The 14,680-nt window shown below is 64.7% G+C and carries 13 protein-coding genes and 1 tRNA gene; 4 read left to right on the forward strand and 10 right to left on the reverse strand.

The window, feature by feature from the left end; translation table 11 throughout:
- Positions 1-152: 152 nt before the first annotated feature.
- Together ACGTNG_RS11375 and ACGTNG_RS11380 are read right to left on the reverse strand one after the other, a co-directional pair.
- A complete protein-coding gene (locus ACGTNG_RS11375; RefSeq protein ID WP_394577118.1) occupies positions 153-2,291 on the reverse strand; it encodes a TonB-dependent receptor domain-containing protein in 2,139 nt (712 codons plus the stop codon).
- A 246-nt stretch (positions 2,292-2,537) separates the two neighbouring features.
- Positions 2,538-3,101, reverse strand: coding sequence for a PRC-barrel domain-containing protein (locus ACGTNG_RS11380; protein ID WP_394577119.1), 564 nt, complete (start codon positions 3,099-3,101; stop codon positions 2,538-2,540).
- A gap of 265 nt (positions 3,102-3,366) precedes the next feature.
- On the opposite strand from ACGTNG_RS11380, the gene ACGTNG_RS11385 reads away from it, so the two are divergent.
- The 3 genes from ACGTNG_RS11385 to ACGTNG_RS11395 all read left to right on the forward strand — a co-directional run bounded on the left by ACGTNG_RS11385 (position 3,367) and on the right by ACGTNG_RS11395 (position 6,682).
- Entirely contained in the window at positions 3,367-4,410 is a 1,044-nt protein-coding gene (locus ACGTNG_RS11385; protein ID WP_394577120.1) for a hypothetical protein, read from the forward strand.
- A 104-nt stretch (positions 4,411-4,514) separates the two neighbouring features.
- Positions 4,515-4,591 (forward strand) — tRNA-Ile (locus ACGTNG_RS11390).
- Positions 4,592-4,864: 273 nt separating this feature from the next.
- On the forward strand, positions 4,865-6,682 hold the full coding sequence (locus ACGTNG_RS11395; protein ID WP_394577121.1) for an NACHT domain-containing protein: 1,818 nt from the start codon (positions 4,865-4,867) through the stop codon (positions 6,680-6,682).
- A 464-nt stretch (positions 6,683-7,146) separates the two neighbouring features.
- Here the strand turns inward: ACGTNG_RS11395 and ACGTNG_RS11400 are convergent, their stop codons facing one another.
- The 6 genes from ACGTNG_RS11400 to ACGTNG_RS11425 form a co-directional block, all read right to left on the reverse strand.
- Positions 7,147-7,494 (reverse strand): AzlD domain-containing protein, encoded by a 348-nt coding sequence (locus tag ACGTNG_RS11400; protein WP_394577122.1) that lies wholly within the window; start codon positions 7,492-7,494, stop codon positions 7,147-7,149.
- Positions 7,487-8,233 (reverse strand): AzlC family ABC transporter permease, encoded by a 747-nt coding sequence (locus tag ACGTNG_RS11405; RefSeq protein WP_394577123.1) that lies wholly within the window; start codon positions 8,231-8,233, stop codon positions 7,487-7,489. Before ACGTNG_RS11405 ends, ACGTNG_RS11400 begins: the two co-directional genes overlap by 8 nt.
- Entirely contained in the window at positions 8,230-8,757 is a 528-nt protein-coding gene (locus tag ACGTNG_RS11410) for a helix-turn-helix domain-containing protein (protein WP_394577124.1), read from the reverse strand. The genes ACGTNG_RS11405 and ACGTNG_RS11410 overlap by 4 nt, the downstream gene beginning before the upstream one ends.
- A gap of 149 nt (positions 8,758-8,906) precedes the next feature.
- On the reverse strand, positions 8,907-9,338 hold the full coding sequence (locus ACGTNG_RS11415) for a DUF7282 domain-containing protein (protein ID WP_394577125.1): 432 nt from the start codon (positions 9,336-9,338) through the stop codon (positions 8,907-8,909).
- A gap of 98 nt (positions 9,339-9,436) precedes the next feature.
- A complete protein-coding gene (locus ACGTNG_RS11420; RefSeq protein ID WP_394577127.1) occupies positions 9,437-10,213 on the reverse strand; it encodes an anti-sigma factor in 777 nt (258 codons plus the stop codon).
- Positions 10,210-10,815, reverse strand: a complete 606-nt coding sequence (locus ACGTNG_RS11425; RefSeq protein WP_394577129.1) for a sigma-70 family RNA polymerase sigma factor — start codon at positions 10,813-10,815, stop codon at positions 10,210-10,212. The genes ACGTNG_RS11420 and ACGTNG_RS11425 overlap by 4 nt, the downstream gene beginning before the upstream one ends.
- A 178-nt stretch (positions 10,816-10,993) precedes the next feature.
- Here ACGTNG_RS11425 and ACGTNG_RS11430 point away from each other — a divergent pair, with 178 nt between their 5' ends.
- Positions 10,994-11,935: a LysR family transcriptional regulator gene (locus tag ACGTNG_RS11430; protein WP_394577130.1), complete on the forward strand. Its 942-nt coding sequence runs from the start codon at positions 10,994-10,996 to the stop codon at positions 11,933-11,935.
- Positions 11,936-12,061: 126 nt separating this feature from the next.
- On the opposite strand, the gene ACGTNG_RS11435 is transcribed toward ACGTNG_RS11430, so the two are convergent.
- Positions 12,062-13,615, reverse strand: coding sequence for an aldehyde dehydrogenase family protein (locus ACGTNG_RS11435; RefSeq protein ID WP_394577132.1), 1,554 nt, complete (start codon positions 13,613-13,615; stop codon positions 12,062-12,064).
- The gene (locus tag ACGTNG_RS11440; protein ID WP_394577134.1) at positions 13,612-14,541 is read right to left on the reverse strand and encodes an NAD(P)-dependent oxidoreductase; all 930 of its coding nucleotides are present in this window, start codon (positions 14,539-14,541) and stop codon (positions 13,612-13,614) included. Before ACGTNG_RS11440 ends, ACGTNG_RS11435 begins: the two co-directional genes overlap by 4 nt.
- Between the last annotated feature and the right edge of the window lie 139 nt (positions 14,542-14,680).

A 14,680-nucleotide genomic window follows, 5' to 3' on the forward strand; every position in this document is an offset into this window, starting at 1 on the left:
ATGGCGGAAGGAGGGGCGGGAATATAGAGGGGAGGCGAGCGAGCAGTGTGCCAGCTGGGCCTTGAGATGAAAATCATTAACCGATGATATTTCGTCTCGTTAGCGCGTCGCCCCGACGGAGGCCGGGGCGACGAGACGAGACTCAACCCGGCTCAGAACTCGTAGCGCGCGGAGAGCCACAGCCGACGACCCTCCTCGCTGTTGGCGTAGGCGTTGCCGTACTCGTTGCCATTGTCGTAGGCGCGGTAGTCGACGAAGTCCTTGTCGAGCAGGTTGTAGACGGTGGCGCTGAGCGTCACGCCGTTCGACAGGGCATAGCTGCCGCCGAGGTGGAAGAGTGCGTAGGCCTCGAAGTCGCCCAGGTCGGCGAAGGAGGGGGCGCCGCGTACCCGCTCGCGGTCGCGATAGCGCTCGCTGCGATACTCGCCGGAAAGCCAGGTGCTGAGCCGCTCGCTTGCCTGCCAGCGCAGGGTGGCGTTGACGGCGTGCTCCGGGGTGTCGGTCAGCGGCTCGCCGGCCTGCTCGCCGCTCTTCTGCTCGCTGTCGGTATAGGTGTAGTTGGCCTTCAGGTGCCAGGCGGGCGCGAGCCGGAGGCGGGTCGCCAGCTCGATGCCCTGAGTCTCGGCCTCGTCGACGTTGATGTCCTGGGCGTAGACGCCATCCGGGATCCGCGGGTCGCCGCTCACCACCAGGTCCGGCCCGGCGGCGATCTTGTCGTCGAAGCGGGTGTGGAAGAGGGTGGCGCTGGCCATGAAGCCGTCGCCGCTGTCGAACTGGGCGCTCAGTTCACTGCTGGTGCTGGTCTCCGGCTCGAGGTCGGGGTTGCCGATGGTCAGCACGGTGCCCTGGCCGGTCACGCCGTTGATGCCGGCGTGCAGGGCGTTGAGCGTGGGCGTCTTGTAGCCGCGGCTGATGCCGCCCTTGAGGGTCCACTGCTGCGTGGCGCTCCACACCAGGTAGCCGCGCGGGCTGAACTGGCTGCCGAAGGCGTCGTGATGGTCGTAGCGCCCGCCCAGAGTCAGCGCCCAGTCGTCGGCGAGCCACCACTCGTCCTCGGCGAACAGCGCCCAGGTGGTCTGCGCGAACTCCTCGGTGGCCAGGCCGTCGGTCAGCGTGGAGTCCATCCACTGGCCGCCGACGGTCGTGACGTGATCGCCCAGGGGCATCACGAACTTGCTGTCGAGCACGGTGTTGGTGGTCTCGAGCTCGCGGGCGTCGCCGCCGACGATCTCCGGGAAGGCCGCGTAGGGCACGCCGATGGCCCCGGGGATGGTGCGCCCCACGGTCTCGGTGGTGTTCTGCATCAGGCTCGAGGTCAGGGTGCCGGCGGCGAAGCGGCCGGTATGACCGATCGCCAGCTGGTCGCGCTCGAAGCGCAGCTCATCGGCGTAGCCTTTGGCCTGGCCCGGATCCGGCTCGCAGCTGCGGGTGCGGCCATCCAGGGTGCCGAGCTGGCAGTCGTCGTTGTGGTAGCGCTGGCGGCTGGTCTCGGCATCGAGCCACAGGTCGTGATCCGCGGTCGGGGTCAGGCTGAGCCGGCCGCCCAGGCTGTAGACGTCGCCCTCCACCGGGCTCGGTCCGCGCGAGCTGACCGGCACCTCGGTGCCATCCGCCTCGGTGTAGGTCAGGTGCGAGGCGTCGCGGTCATGGAAGCGCCCGCGCACCTGCAGGCCCAGGGTGTCCTCGACCAGCGGCCCGCTGGCATAGAGGCTGGTGGCGCGGCTGTCGCCGTATTCGTCGTGCTCGTTGAGCGTGGCCTCGGCCTCTACCGAGCCGCCCCATTCGCGGCCGACCCGGCGGGTGATGATGTTGATCACCCCGCCCATGGCGTCGGAGCCGTAGAGGGTCGACATCGGGCCGCGGATCACCTCGATGCGCTCGATGCTCGACACTGGCGGAAAGAAGCTGGTGGCGGTCTCGCCGAAGCCGTTGGGGGTGACGCTGCCGGCGGTATTCTGGCGGCGGCCGTCGATCAGGATCAGGGTGTAGTCGCTGGGCAGGCCGCGAATGCGGATGTTGCGCCCGCCGGTCTTTCCGACCTGGCCGCCCACGTCGACGCCCTCCACGCCGCGCAGCGCGTCGGCGAGGCTCGTCACGCGCTTCTGCTCCAGCTCCTCGCGGGAGATCACCGAGATGCTGGCCGGCGCCTCGCTCATGGCCTGCTCGAAGCCGGCGGCGGTCACCACGAGGCTGTCGAGGTCGACGGCCTCCTGAGCCAGGGCCGGCAGGGCGGTGGAGGCGGCGGCCAGCGCCACGGCACGGGACAGGGCGTGGGGGGCGAGAGAGGGCATGAGGCTCCTTGAATGATAGTGATTATCAATGGCAAGGAATTCTAATGAAGAATGATCCTCATTTGATGCCCGTTCTCATGAAACATCGGGTTGCGGATGGCGCAACGCTAGGCGTGGCGGGTCACTCGGTCGGTCGTGCCGCCCCCGTCGGCAGCGACGGGTCCGGTGTGCCATGCACCGAAAACGGAAAAGGCCCGGTCGAGGACCGGGCCTTGCGTGCCGAAGGCACCCGAGTGGGGGAGGGCGTTACTGGTTGGCGGCGTCCTGGGTCTTCTCGCCGACGTTCTCCAGTGCTTGGCCGATGCGATCCAGTGCGCGGGAGGCGCCTTCCTGGGTGCTCTCCCAGGCGCTGGCGGCGCCCTCCTTGGTCTGCTCCCAGGCCTGGTGGGCGTCTTGGCGGGCGTTCTGCCACCAGTCGTTGGTGTAGGCCGGCTGCTCGGCCAGCTCCGCCTCGCTCAGGTCGACGTTTACCTGATACTCGATCTCCTCGAGGCTGTTGCCGTTCTGGGTCTCGACGGTGAACTTGCCGGACTCGACCACGAACTGCTGCTCCCCCTTGAGGTCGAGCAGGTTGCCGGTGTCGATGACCAGGGCGCGCACCTGCATGTCGTTGTCGAGCAGGATGTCCTCGACCTCACCGATCTGCTCGGTGCCGGTGGAGGAGTAGACATCGGCATCCATCAGCTCATCGGCGGAGTAGAGGCCCTGGGGCGCGGCCATGGCACCGGCGGACAGCGCCAAGCTGCCGGCGAGCATGGCGCCGAGGGTGGCGGTATGGATGGCGTGATGCAGGGGCTTACCGTGAATCATGTGTTCTCTCCTTGTCACAGGCTTCTTTCGCAGGCGGTTCGCATCAGGCTCCTGTCGGCAGGAGCGTGGCGTCAGGCCCGTGGCTACGGGTCCACTGAGTAGCTTAGCCAGGTCCGGCGGCGTGCCGTCACGCCGCATCTCCTTTGTACGGTGCGAAGCCGTGCGGGTTCACTGCTGTGCGGTAACGGACTGTTACCGCCCGCGCCCTATCGTGGTGGGCATTTGCCGATTAGGGTGATCACCACATCCCCCGAGAGGAGTCCTCATGGTCAAGGCGAGCATACGGCAGCAGGGCACCATCCACTGTTTTCCCGCAGGCCTGCGTGACGAGAAGGGCAAGATCGTGAACGCCGAGGTATCGGCGGTGGCCTTCGACGGCAAGCGGCTGCTGATGGCCAGCGACAAGCCGATTCCCGGCGAGGCGCGCTCCGCCTGCTTCGCCCTGCCGATCGACGACCAGGGCCCCGACGACACCCGCCTCGACTACTTCACGCAGCCGCTGATCAAGCAGGCCGAGAAGTACGAGGACTTCGCTCTCACCGCCGATGGCCGCCACGTGCTGGCCACCACCGGCTTCGACCGCATCGACGACGAAAGCCACGCGCTCAACGACTACAACCACCTGCTGATCTGGCCGCTGGGTGAGCCCGACAAGGTACAGGTGGTCGACCCCGATCCCCGCGACGGCGTGGAGGGCTCGCTGGAGCTTCGCGGCAAGCTCAGCGGCGCCATCGGCTTTCCCTACTACAAGATAGAGGGGCTCGCGGCGATCCCCGGCGAGCGCGGCGACGGCCTGCTGTTGTTCGGCATCCGCGAGCAGGGCTACGCCCATGACGACTTCGCCTACGTCAGCCGCGTGGTGGGGGCGCACTACCAGATCAGCGAGAGCGGCAACCTCGAGTTTCTCGACGAGATGCGCGAGTTCTTCGCCTTCGACCCGGGGCATCACGAGGGGGTGCGCTTCGAGTGCGGCCTCTCGAGCCTCGAGTACGACCCCTATCACGCCCGGCTCTATCTGCTGACGAGCTTCGAGACCGAGCAGGACGGGGAAGAGCACATCGGCGGCTACCTGTGGGAGCTGAGCCTCGCGGAGTTCCGTGCCGGGGAGACCCCGCGGCTGGTGACCACTCCGGAAGGCGCGCCGCTGGAGTTCGAGCACAAGGCCGAGGGGCTGGCCGTGCTCGACCACGACCGCCTGTTCGTGGCCTACGACAACGACCGCCATATGGGGCTCGGCAGCTTGGACGAGCGCGACGAGCGCCACTCCTGCGAGGCGCCCTACACCATCCTGAGCGTGGTCGGCGGCTGAGCCGATCCCGAATGCGCCGCGCCGGAGGCGGTATCGCCTTCGGCGCTGGCCTCGCCCATCGGCTTTCGCTATCATACGCCGGCGCCGTTCGGCGTTTCCGGAAAGGGCCTATAGCTCAGTTGGTTAGAGCAGGGGACTCATAATCCCTTGGTCGCAGGTTCGAGCCCTGCTGGGCCCACCACTCCGCTTTACCTCTCCCTCCTGATCCCGCCTCGCCGGGAGAATTCGCGCTGCCCGCATTGCAACCCCAGCCGTGCCTGCTATTCTCAAGATTTTCCTAATGCTTTGATCTGATTCCGAGTATCCGCCTCGAGCTTTTGCTGCGAATACATAAGCTTGGAGAGGAGGGCGCGGAAGACGCTCAAGCAGACAGGGAGGGATACCGACTAGCTAGGCGGGTTTTAGATAGTTGGTACTTGGGTGGAAGGCAGGAATTAATAAAATGAGGGAAAAAATGGACAGCGAGGGAAAGTTTGTTGCAGATTTTTTGTCGGCAAATGCAAGCAAAATTTTAGAAATAGCAAAGACAGCTTATGGAGAAGTAAGTGATAATTTGAAGATTGAGCTAAGGACGGCGTACAAGGAGTACTTGGAGAATGTCTATAAAAAGTACTCAAAGTCAAAATCATTTTTTATCCAAAACCAATCCGTTGGCTTGTATGATTACTATGTTCCTTTAGGCTTATCCAATGGCTCGTCTCATATAGGGTCGCCTACTTTTTCAGGATGTTTAAATGAGTCGAGCCGTCTTGTTGTGTTGGGGACTGGTGGGTGTGGAAAAACGGTGTTGATGAAACACTTGTTCTTAGATTGTATTATGGATAGACGTTATGCCCCTGTTTTTGTAGAGTTGAGAGACTTTAATGATCATGATGGTTCACTGGATGACTTGATTCTTTCCACGTTAGAAGATTTTGGGTTTGATACGCGGAATGATTTTGTAAAAAAAGCTAAAGAGCAGGGGCATTTTGCGTTTTTTTTAGATGGTTTTGATGAGGTTGATTATACTTTAAGAACTAAGCTGTTGAAGCAAATTAAAAGATTGTCTACAAGACATTCTGAGTGTCCTATAGTCTTGTCATCTAGGCCAGATGATAGTTTTGAAGGCTACGAAGACTTTGATGCTTTCAGAGTTATGCCTTTAAGTCTAGATAGGGCAGTAAGTCTAATCGAAAAGTTGCCATATGACGAAGAGATAAAAGAAAAGTTCACTAAAGATTTGGCGAATGGGTTGTTTGAAAGACATGTTTCATTTCTTTCAAACCCTTTGCTGCTTTCCATTATGCTGTTGACTTATGGAGAGAATGCTCAGATACCATCAAAAATTAGTATTTTTTATAGTCAGGCATATGAAGCTCTGTTTCATCAGCATGATGCCAAAAAGGGTGGGTATCGTAGAAAGAAGTTGACTCAGCTAGATACGATGGATTTTGCAAAAGTCTTTTCTGCGTTTGCTTTGCAAACTTATGATAGAAGGCTTTTTATAATGCAGAAGATGGAGTGTTTGAGTTTTATCGAAAAAGCAAGAGATTCTGTAGGTTTTGATTTTAAAACAGAAGACTATCTAGCTGATTTGCTTGGCGCTGCATGTCTGTTGATAGAAGATGGCATTGAAATTGCCTTTTCCCACAGATCCTTCCAAGAGTATTTTGTGGCTTGGTATATTTCTAGAGCCACCCCTGAAAGACAGAGTAAGTTGATTGAAAGATATTGGAAGAATATAGACTCAGATGACGTTATACAATTGCTATTAGAAATGTCTCCAGAGCTGATTGAGCGCTCCTTGATTATACCGAAATTAGAGGAGTTGTTCGAAGAGATTGGGGTTAAAAGGCATGTGGGTATCACGCATGCTACCAAGTTCATGAAAAAATACTATAAAGATTTAAGGATTGATGATGACAACATAGTTGCCACTTATAAAGGAGGTGAGAGTAAGTTGGTTTCAGTGTTGAAGCTTGCCGTTAGGTATATGGGAGAATACGAGTCTCCCAGTGAAAGTTATTTCAAAGATTTTCAGAAATATATGTATGGTAGTTATGTGTTGAGTAATTCCGTTAATGAACAAGAGACGGAGGGGTTAGAAGACGCAGTTGACGCGGTAATTTATGATGTGAGTAAGTTGACATATAAAACCCCAGTGATGGTGGACTTGCTGAATGGCGGAGGTCATTTTTCTATCAAATATTTGCAGTCGGGTTTTGATGCCTACAAGAAAATAAAACGAAAGCATGAAAAGAGTGAAAAAACACTTGACGAGCTCTTGATGTAGCTTTGATAAGATAGCTAGCATGGCTTGGCTATGTTGCTTTAATAAGGGCTAGATTTTTCTGTAAGAAAATCTTGCGTTAATGGAGAGTGTTAAGCAAAGCCAAACGCCAGTCAGAATTCACAGTTCGACACTAGGAGTTTCGACAAAGCGTCAACCAAATTGATCAATTAGGAAAAATTGACTGGCTTTTGCTTTCAATCTTGTCATTTTGTGAAGTAGGGCATGTGCTGACATGCCTTGGTTTGTCTTCAGAATCTTGTGGGGAAATGACCAGTTTGCGTCCATCAGGAAGACATGAGTTGGCCATCAATGGCGATTTGACTGACACGTAAAATGCTGAAAATAAAAAGGGAAGGCTTTTATTGGTATGCATTAGGTACAGCTCATGATCCCTTGGTCGCAGGCTCTAGCGCTGCTGGACCCACCATGCGATTTGGCAATCACGTCGCCTTTTATCACCCTTCCTAAAGCACCCAACTTGCCAGCACCACCACTACGCCGAAGGCCGCCACGCCGGCCGCGACCGGCCAGCCGAGGGTGCGCGTGCGCCACCATACGGCCAGCGTCGCGAGCACGCCGATCACGGTCGCGAGCCAGGAGACGGCATCCGGCGCCTTTGGCATCAGTGAGGTGCCGAGCACGGCGGCGACCATCAGCGGCCCCAGGATGCCGAGCCACTGGGGCATGGCGTCGATGCCCTCGTCATGGTCGAGCCGCTTCAGGCGACGCCGCATCCACAGCATCGGCAGCAGGCGCAGCAGCAGGGTGCCTAGGGCCGAGGCGATCACGGCGATCCACATGGCGCTACTCATGGCGGGCTCCTTTCGTGTGTGCTGCGTGCTTGGCGGGACCAAACTTGACGACCTGGAAGCACAGTGCCCCGCAGGCGGCGGCGAGGGGAATCGCCAGGTTGGTGAAGCCCGTCACGGTCAGGGCGAGGGCGCTCAGGATGGTCAGGCTCAGCGCCAGGCTCCAGCGCCGGGTGGTGAAGCGGGGCACCACCAGCACGAGGAAGAGGGCCGGCAGGGCGAAGGGCATGATCTCGCCGACCAGCGGCCAGCGCGCGATCAGCTCCTCGCCGGCCAGCGCGCCCAGGGCGGTGCCGGCGATCCAGCTGGCCCAGGCGAACAGGCCGGCGCCGGTGAACCAGCCGAGCCGCTGCGTTTCCGGCAGCTGCGGCAGGCGGGTGTGCGCCAGGGCGAAGACCTGGTCGGTGAGGGCGTGCATCAGCCAGGGCCAGCCGCGGCTCGCCGTCAGCCAGGGGGCCAGGTTGGGGGCATAGACCACGTGGCGCAGGTTGATCAGCAGCGTCATGACCACCACCAGCCACAGCGGCGAGCCGGCGGCGGCCATGCCGACGAACAGGAACTGCGAGGCGCCCGCGTAGATCAGGGCCGAGATCAGCACCGCCTCCTGGGCGCTGAAGCCGGCCTGGATCGCGACCAGCCCGAAGGAGATGGCCACCGGCACGTAGCCGCCGAGCAGGGGGATCGCCTCGCGCATGCCGGTGAGCCAGGGGCGCTGAGACGAGGAGACGACCTGGTGGCTCATCGCGGTACCTCCCCGTGGTAGACCACGCTGACCAGCAGGGTGGCCCAGTCGTCGCCGGTGCGATAGCAGTGCGCGCGGTCGGCGGCGAAGGTCAGGGTATCGCCGGCGGCGAGCCGGCGGGTGTCGCCCTCGGGTCCGGCCTCGAGATGGCCGCTGATCAGGGTCAGGGACTCCCGGGCGCCGGGGGTATGCGGCTCGGCGACGCGGGTGGTGAAGGGCGCGCAGCGCATCCAGTAGGCATCGACCTGGGGGCTGTCCTTGCCCTGATCGATCAGGCGCACTTCCACGCCGTCCTCGCCGAGGGGCACGGCGATGGGGGCGACCAGGGTGCCGAAGGGCACCTTCAGCTGCACCGCCAGGCGCCAGATGGTGTCCAGGGTGGGGTTGCCGTTGCCCTGCTCGAGGCGTGAGAGGTTCGACTTGGCGATGCCGGCGGCGGCGGCCAGCTGCGACAGCGACCAGCCCTGGGCCTTGCGCAGGGACTGCAGGTGCTGCCCCAGGGTGCTGAGGGAGGGGGTATCCATGACAGGCGCTCTCGTCGTTCCTTTTATAGAACGTTCTATCTAGAGAACGTTTGCCTGTCAACTATCTTCCTGACCGCTGCCGGGGAATCGGCCACGGCCGGCGTGCAGCGTGGGGAGCAGGCGGAGCCCCGTGGGCCCCGCCGGCGCCCTTACTGGGCAGTGATGGTCGCCGTCACCAGGTTGCCATCCCGCTTGATCGGGCCGTCTTCCTTGGCGCCGAGGGTGTACTCGAAGATGCCGGTTTCCATGCCGCCTTCCTCGCTGTGCACCATCAGCATCAGATGGTCACCGGCCGCGACCTCCTCGGTGAGGATGGCGGCCACGTCCTGGTTCTCGCCGGCCTTGAGCGGGGCGTGGCCCACCACCGGGCCCGGCTTCATGCTCTCGTCGGTGCGGTGCACCACCAGCCAGCCGTTGGCGTCGGCGACGACTTTCTCTGCGGAGACCGTGCCGCCGGCGACGGACTGGTCGTCGGCCCAGACGCCCGGGTGCATGTCACCGTGCATGTTCGCCTGGGCCAGGGAGGCGCCGGCGAGCAGCGATGCGGATACGAGTGCGCTTGTCATGAACTTGGTCATCATCATGCTCTCCTTGATCTCGAACACGCCCATCCAGGTGATGGGCGTGCTCCTAGATACGCACGATGATGGTGAGCGGTTTCACCCGGCGCGAAAAAAATTCACAGCCGCTGCGATTCGCCCTCCTGACCGGTGGGATAGAGGTAGCCATGGATGGCAGGCCCCGTGGGCTGGCCGGTCGGCGAGCCACCGGGGGGCTCGATGCTGATGCCGAAGGTGGCCCGCTTGAGCAGTTCGGGGTCGTAGTCGCGCAGGGCGCCGGCCTCCAGCGTCAGGTCCTCATTGAGCACGCCGACCGAGCGCGGGGCGGGGCCGAGCGAGGCCTCCTTGATCCACAGCTGGTAGGCGCGATCCGCCAGGGGCTCCGCCGTGACCGGGCGCACGTGCAGCTGGCGGCTGGGGAGGTCGACCGAGAGCAGGAACGCCGGCTGCTGGTCATCCTGCTGGAAGACCGCCACGAACGGGGGCGCCTGGGGCGAGCGGGGGGGCGAGGCGATCAGCACCGCGCCCAGCACCAGGGCCGCGGCGGAGGCGAGCCCGGCGCTCCAGCGCCAGAAACCGAGCCGCCGGCGCAGCTGGGCGAGGCGGTGAGTGTCGGCAGGCGGGCGTGTCGCCTCGGCCGCCGGCTCTGTCTCTGCCTGCGTCTCCGGCTCGAGCGCATCGAGGCGGCGTTCGATCCGTGCCAGCAGGCCCGGCGGCGGGGCTACCGCCGCCACCTCGTCGTCCAGCGCGGCCAGGCGCGCCTCCCAGGCGAGGATGCGGGCGTCCAGGTCGGGGTCGTCCAGGCGCTGCCGGGCCACGGCTGCCCGCTCCTCGGCCGTGAGGGTGCCCAGCACGAACTCGCCGGCCAGCATGTCGATATCGTCACGCTCGTTCATGACGCCAGACACCCCTTGAGTTGTTTGAGGGCTCGATGGAGCCAGGTCTTGACGGTATTCACCGGCTGCTCGAAATGGGTCGCCAGCTCGTGGCGGGACCAGCCGTCGAGGTAGGCCAGGCGCACCATGTCGCGCCGCCCGCCGTCGAGCTCGGCCAGGCAGGCATGCAGCCGCCGGGCCTCCTGGTCGCGCTCGGCGCGGTCTCGCGCCCCGGGGGCATCGGAGACCACCTGCTCCAGCACATCCTCCGGCTCGTGGCGCGGCGTCGGCCGGCGGCGCAGTTCGTCGATGGCGGCGTGGCGGGCGATGGCCGCCATCCAGGCGATCGGCGAGGCGCGTCCGGCCTCATACTGGGCGGCCTTCTGCCAGATGGTGACGTAGACCTCCTGGACGACGTCGTCCGCCAGGCCCCTCTCCTTGAGGATACGCAGCACGGTGCCATAGAGTTTCGCCGAGGTGGCGTCATAGAGCCGGGCGAAGGCGTGGCGGTCGCGGTTCGCCACGCGCGCGAGCAGCTCGGCCAGCCGGTCGGCGGGCGCCGCCGCTTCGGGGTCGCGGGGCGCTGCCTGGTCGGCCGTCGCCGGCCGTGAGGCATCGGACATTCCGTGGTCCTCGTTGGAGTTTTTGGAGGGCATCCCGATGTCGGCAGACTGCGGCCTGGCATGGCGGGGGTCAAGCCGCGCCTTTCGCCGGCGCATCGGCCGAAGGCGTCGTGCTACCGCGCCCCTGGGGCGGCTGGTAGGCTTGAGGCTCTCTTTCAACCATAAGCGCCCGCCCGCCATGGAAATTCCCCATCAGCGCCTGATCTACTTTCAGCTGACCGTCGAGACGGGCTCGATCCGTGCCGCGGCGGCCCGGCTTGCCATCGCGCCCTCGGCGGTGAGTCGCCAGATCGCGCTGCTCGAGGCCGCGGTGGACGCCACCCTGCTGGAGCGTCGCCGCGACGGCGTCTGTCCCACTCCGGAAGGGGAGCTACTGCTCGACTACTGCCATCGACGCACCCGCCTGGATCGTCACTTCAGCGATGCCCTGGACGCCTACCAGCGCCTGGAGACGGGCCAGATCACCCTGCACGTGGGGGAGGGCTTCGTCGGTGACCTGATCGGCCATCCGCTGCGCGAGTTCACCGAGAGCCATCGCGGCATTCGCCTGAAGATCGATACCGGCAGTACCCGGGAGATCATCGAGGCGGTGGTCAACGACGAGGCGGATATCGGCCTGATGTATCACGAGCAGGTGCATCCGCACCTGCGCTTCTGGCAGTCGACGCGCCAGCCGCTGGTGCTGCTGATGGCGCCGCAGCATCCGCTGGCCCAGGAGGAGGATGATCCGATCACCCTGGCACGGCTGGCCGGCCATCCCCTGGCGCTGTGGCACCCGGGGCACGGCGTGCGCGAGCTGGTCGATGTGGCGTTTCGCGAGGCCAGCCAGCCGCTGACGGTCGGCCTCCAGACCGGCTCGCTGGAGGTGCTCAAGCACTCGGCGCGGGCCGGGCTCTGCGCGACGCTGCTGCCGCGCTTCGCCGCCGCCCGGGAGCTGGAGGAGGGGTCGCTGGTGGCGCGCGACGTGGTCGGCAAGCACTTCACCCAGGCCAACGCGCACATGGTGACGCGCGTCGGCCGGCGCATGCCCCGGGCCGGGCTGCAGCTACTGCGCCATCTGCAGCACTGGATGCGCGCCTTCCGCTGCGACGGCGTCTCCCTCGACGCCTCTAGATCTTGATGTCGTAGTCGACGTACTTGTTTGTCGTTGTTTATATGAGGACTTGTTGAAGCTATCACGCCTCCCGCGGACGGGCCACGGGAGGGCGATCGATGCCGACGCTTACCGGGCGCTCTCCGGGGCGGCCTAGCCGTCGCCGTAGCCCATGGCGGCGGTGGCCTGGGCGGCGGTCTCCACCCACACGCTGCGCGGCAGGGTGTACTCGCGCAGGCCGTCGAGGCCGCTGGAGCGGCCATAGCCGCTCTCGCCGAGCCCGCCGAAGGGCGACATCACGTTGATGGTCTTGTAGCTGTTGACCCAGACGGTGCCGGCGCGCAGCTGGTGGGCGATGCGCAGGGCTTTCGCCGTGTCGCGGCTCCACACCGCGCCGGCCAGGCCGAAGCGGGTCGCGTTGGCGAGCGCCACCGCCTCCTGCTCGTCGCGGAAGGTCATCACCACCAGCACCGGGCCGAACACCTCCTCGTTGGCGATGGTCATCTCTGGGGTGACGTCGGTGAGGATGGTGGGCGCCAGGAAGTAGCCGTCGGCGGTCTCCGCCGGCAGGCCGGCGGGCGCCTGGCCGCCGGTCAGCAGGGTGGCCCCCTGGGCGAGCGCCTCCTCGATCAGCGCATGAACCCGGCGGTACTGGGCGGCGTTCTGCAGCGGCCCCATGCGGGTGGCGTCCTCCGCGGGCAGGCCGACGGCGATCGCCTCGGCGGCGCGGGCCAGTCGCTCGGTGAAGGCGGGCAGCAGGTTCTCGTGGAGCAGCAGTCGCGAGCCCGCCACGCAGCTCTGTCCCGCCCCGGCGAAGATGGCGGCCTGGGCGCCGCTGACCGCGTCGTCGAGGACCGCATCGTCGAAGACGATGTTGGCCGACTTGCCGCCCAGCTCCAGCACGCTCGGCACCAGGCGTTGGGCGCCCGCCTCGGCGATGCGTCGCCCGGTCTCGGGCGAGCCGACGAACACCAGCTTGGCGATGCGCGGATGGGCGGTCAGCGCCTGGCCGGTGGTGTGGCCCAGGCCGTTGACGATGCCGATCAGCCCGGCCGGCAGCCGACCGCCGCGCTCGACCAGCATGGCGATCAGCGCCGAGGTCAGCGGAGTCAGCTCCGAGGGCTTGAGCACCGCCGCGTTGCCCGCGGCGAGCGCCGGGGCGAGCTGCCAGCCGCAGGTGAACATCGGGGCGTTCCAGGGGGTGATCTGGCCGACCACGCCGTAGGGGATGCGCTGCACGTAGTTGAGGTGGGTGGTGGGCACGTCGATCACCTCGCCGTGCTGCTTGTCGCACCAGCCGGCGTAGTACTCGAACATCTCGCGCACCTTGGCCACTTCGCCGCGGCAGTCGCCCACCGGCTTCCCGGCGATCAGGCTCTCGAGTTGGGCGAGGGCCTCCTCGTGGCCCTCGAGGCCGCGCGCGGCCCCCTGCAGGCGGCGGCCGCGCTCGCTGGCGCTGAGTGCCATCCACTCGGCCTGGGCCGTCGTGGCCGCCTCGATCGCCCGCTCGACCAGGGCCGCCCCGGCATCCCGGTAGCTCAACAGCTGGGCGCCGGTGACGGGATCGATCAGGGGGATCGCCTCGCCGTCGCCGGCGATCAGGCGGCCGGCGATCCAGTTGGTGGCCGGGGCGGCGGGATCGATGCCGAAGGCGTCGAGATGCTGGGCGATGGCGTCACGGGCGCGCTGGGTCAGGGCGTTGCTCATGATGAGGTCTCCTCGGAAGCGACGGTGGTCGCGGACGGATGGTCGGCGGCATAGCGGTTAGCGGCGTCGAGCAGCGAGCGGGTGATGGCGTTGAAGTCCTCGCCGTCGGGCAGGGTCTCGGCGTCGGCGTGCCAGGCCTCGACCACCGCGGAGAGCAGCCCCTCGGGCAGCTCGAGCTCGCCGGCGGTCTGGCGGGCCAGGCGCAGGTCCTTGCGCATCAGGCCCATGGTGAAGCCCGAGTCGAAGCTCTCGGAGAGGATCCAGCGCGGGAAGTTGACCTCGCTGACGGCGCTGCGCCCCGAGCTGCTGTTCAGCCCCTGCAGGCAGGCCTGCGGGTCGACCCCGGCACGGCTCGCCATGGCCACGGCCTCGGCGGTGGTCAGCAGGTGGGCGGCGCACAGGTAGTTGTTGGCGAGCTTGACCACGTGGCCGCTGCCGGGGCCGCCGACGTGGGTGGCCCTGGCCGAGAGGGCGTCGAGCACGGACTGCAGGCGCGCCACGGTGGCGGCGCTGCCGCCCAGCAGCATGCCGAGCTGGCCGCTGATCGCACCGGCCGGGCCGCCGCTCACCGGGGCGTCGAGCCATTCGAGGCCCTTGGCTTCCACTTCCGCGGCGAGCCGGCGGGTCACGCCCGGGTCGCTCGTCGAGGTGTCCATGATCACGCTGCCGGCCGGGGCGAGGGTGAGCAGCCCCGGGGCGTCCTTCAGCACGCGCTCGACGTGGGCCGAGGTGGGCAGCGAGAGCAGGTAGACGTCGCTGGCCCCGATGGCCTCCGGTGCCAGGGAGGCGATGCCCTCGTCGGTGAGGCGCTGGCGGGCATCGGCGTCGATGTCGCTGCCCTGCACGGTGAAGCCGGCGCGATGCAGGGTCAGGGCCATGCCGCGGCCCATGTTGCCGAGTCCGATGACGGTAACGGTAGTGGTCACGAGGCGCTCCTTGTCGTTGTTCGGTAGCGGGTGAGGGGATGGGTGGGGTGACGGCGTCATGGCCAGGCGTTCAGGCGTGCAGGGGCGTCCGACCGGGCCGGACGCGAGGCGTCCGGCCGGGAAGGCAGGCGTGAACGTG

Source organism: Halomonas sp. B23F22_3 (assembly GCF_043496965.1).
In the GTDB taxonomy this organism is placed as follows: domain Bacteria; phylum Pseudomonadota; class Gammaproteobacteria; order Pseudomonadales; family Halomonadaceae; genus Halomonas.

What these genes read in the sequence shown, in the direction of transcription:
- ACGTNG_RS11375 (WP_394577118.1), bottom strand. Translation starts at nt 2,291, where the DNA reads ATGCCCTCTCTCGCCCCCCACGCCCTGTCCCGTGCCGTGGCGCTGGCC.
- ACGTNG_RS11380 (WP_394577119.1), bottom strand. Translation starts at nt 3,101, where the DNA reads ATGATTCACGGTAAGCCCCTGCATCACGCCATCCATACCGCCACCCTC.
- ACGTNG_RS11385 (WP_394577120.1), top strand. Translation starts at nt 3,367, where the DNA reads ATGGTCAAGGCGAGCATACGGCAGCAGGGCACCATCCACTGTTTTCCC.
- ACGTNG_RS11395 (WP_394577121.1), top strand. Translation starts at nt 4,865, where the DNA reads ATGGACAGCGAGGGAAAGTTTGTTGCAGATTTTTTGTCGGCAAATGCA.
- ACGTNG_RS11400 (WP_394577122.1), bottom strand. Translation starts at nt 7,494, where the DNA reads ATGAGTAGCGCCATGTGGATCGCCGTGATCGCCTCGGCCCTAGGCACC.
- ACGTNG_RS11405 (WP_394577123.1), bottom strand. Translation starts at nt 8,233, where the DNA reads ATGAGCCACCAGGTCGTCTCCTCGTCTCAGCGCCCCTGGCTCACCGGC.
- ACGTNG_RS11410 (WP_394577124.1), bottom strand. Translation starts at nt 8,757, where the DNA reads ATGGATACCCCCTCCCTCAGCACCCTGGGGCAGCACCTGCAGTCCCTG.
- ACGTNG_RS11415 (WP_394577125.1), bottom strand. Translation starts at nt 9,338, where the DNA reads ATGATGACCAAGTTCATGACAAGCGCACTCGTATCCGCATCGCTGCTC.
- ACGTNG_RS11420 (WP_394577127.1), bottom strand. Translation starts at nt 10,213, where the DNA reads ATGAACGAGCGTGACGATATCGACATGCTGGCCGGCGAGTTCGTGCTG.
- ACGTNG_RS11425 (WP_394577129.1), bottom strand. Translation starts at nt 10,815, where the DNA reads ATGTCCGATGCCTCACGGCCGGCGACGGCCGACCAGGCAGCGCCCCGC.
- ACGTNG_RS11430 (WP_394577130.1), top strand. Translation starts at nt 10,994, where the DNA reads ATGGAAATTCCCCATCAGCGCCTGATCTACTTTCAGCTGACCGTCGAG.
- ACGTNG_RS11435 (WP_394577132.1), bottom strand. Translation starts at nt 13,615, where the DNA reads ATGAGCAACGCCCTGACCCAGCGCGCCCGTGACGCCATCGCCCAGCAT.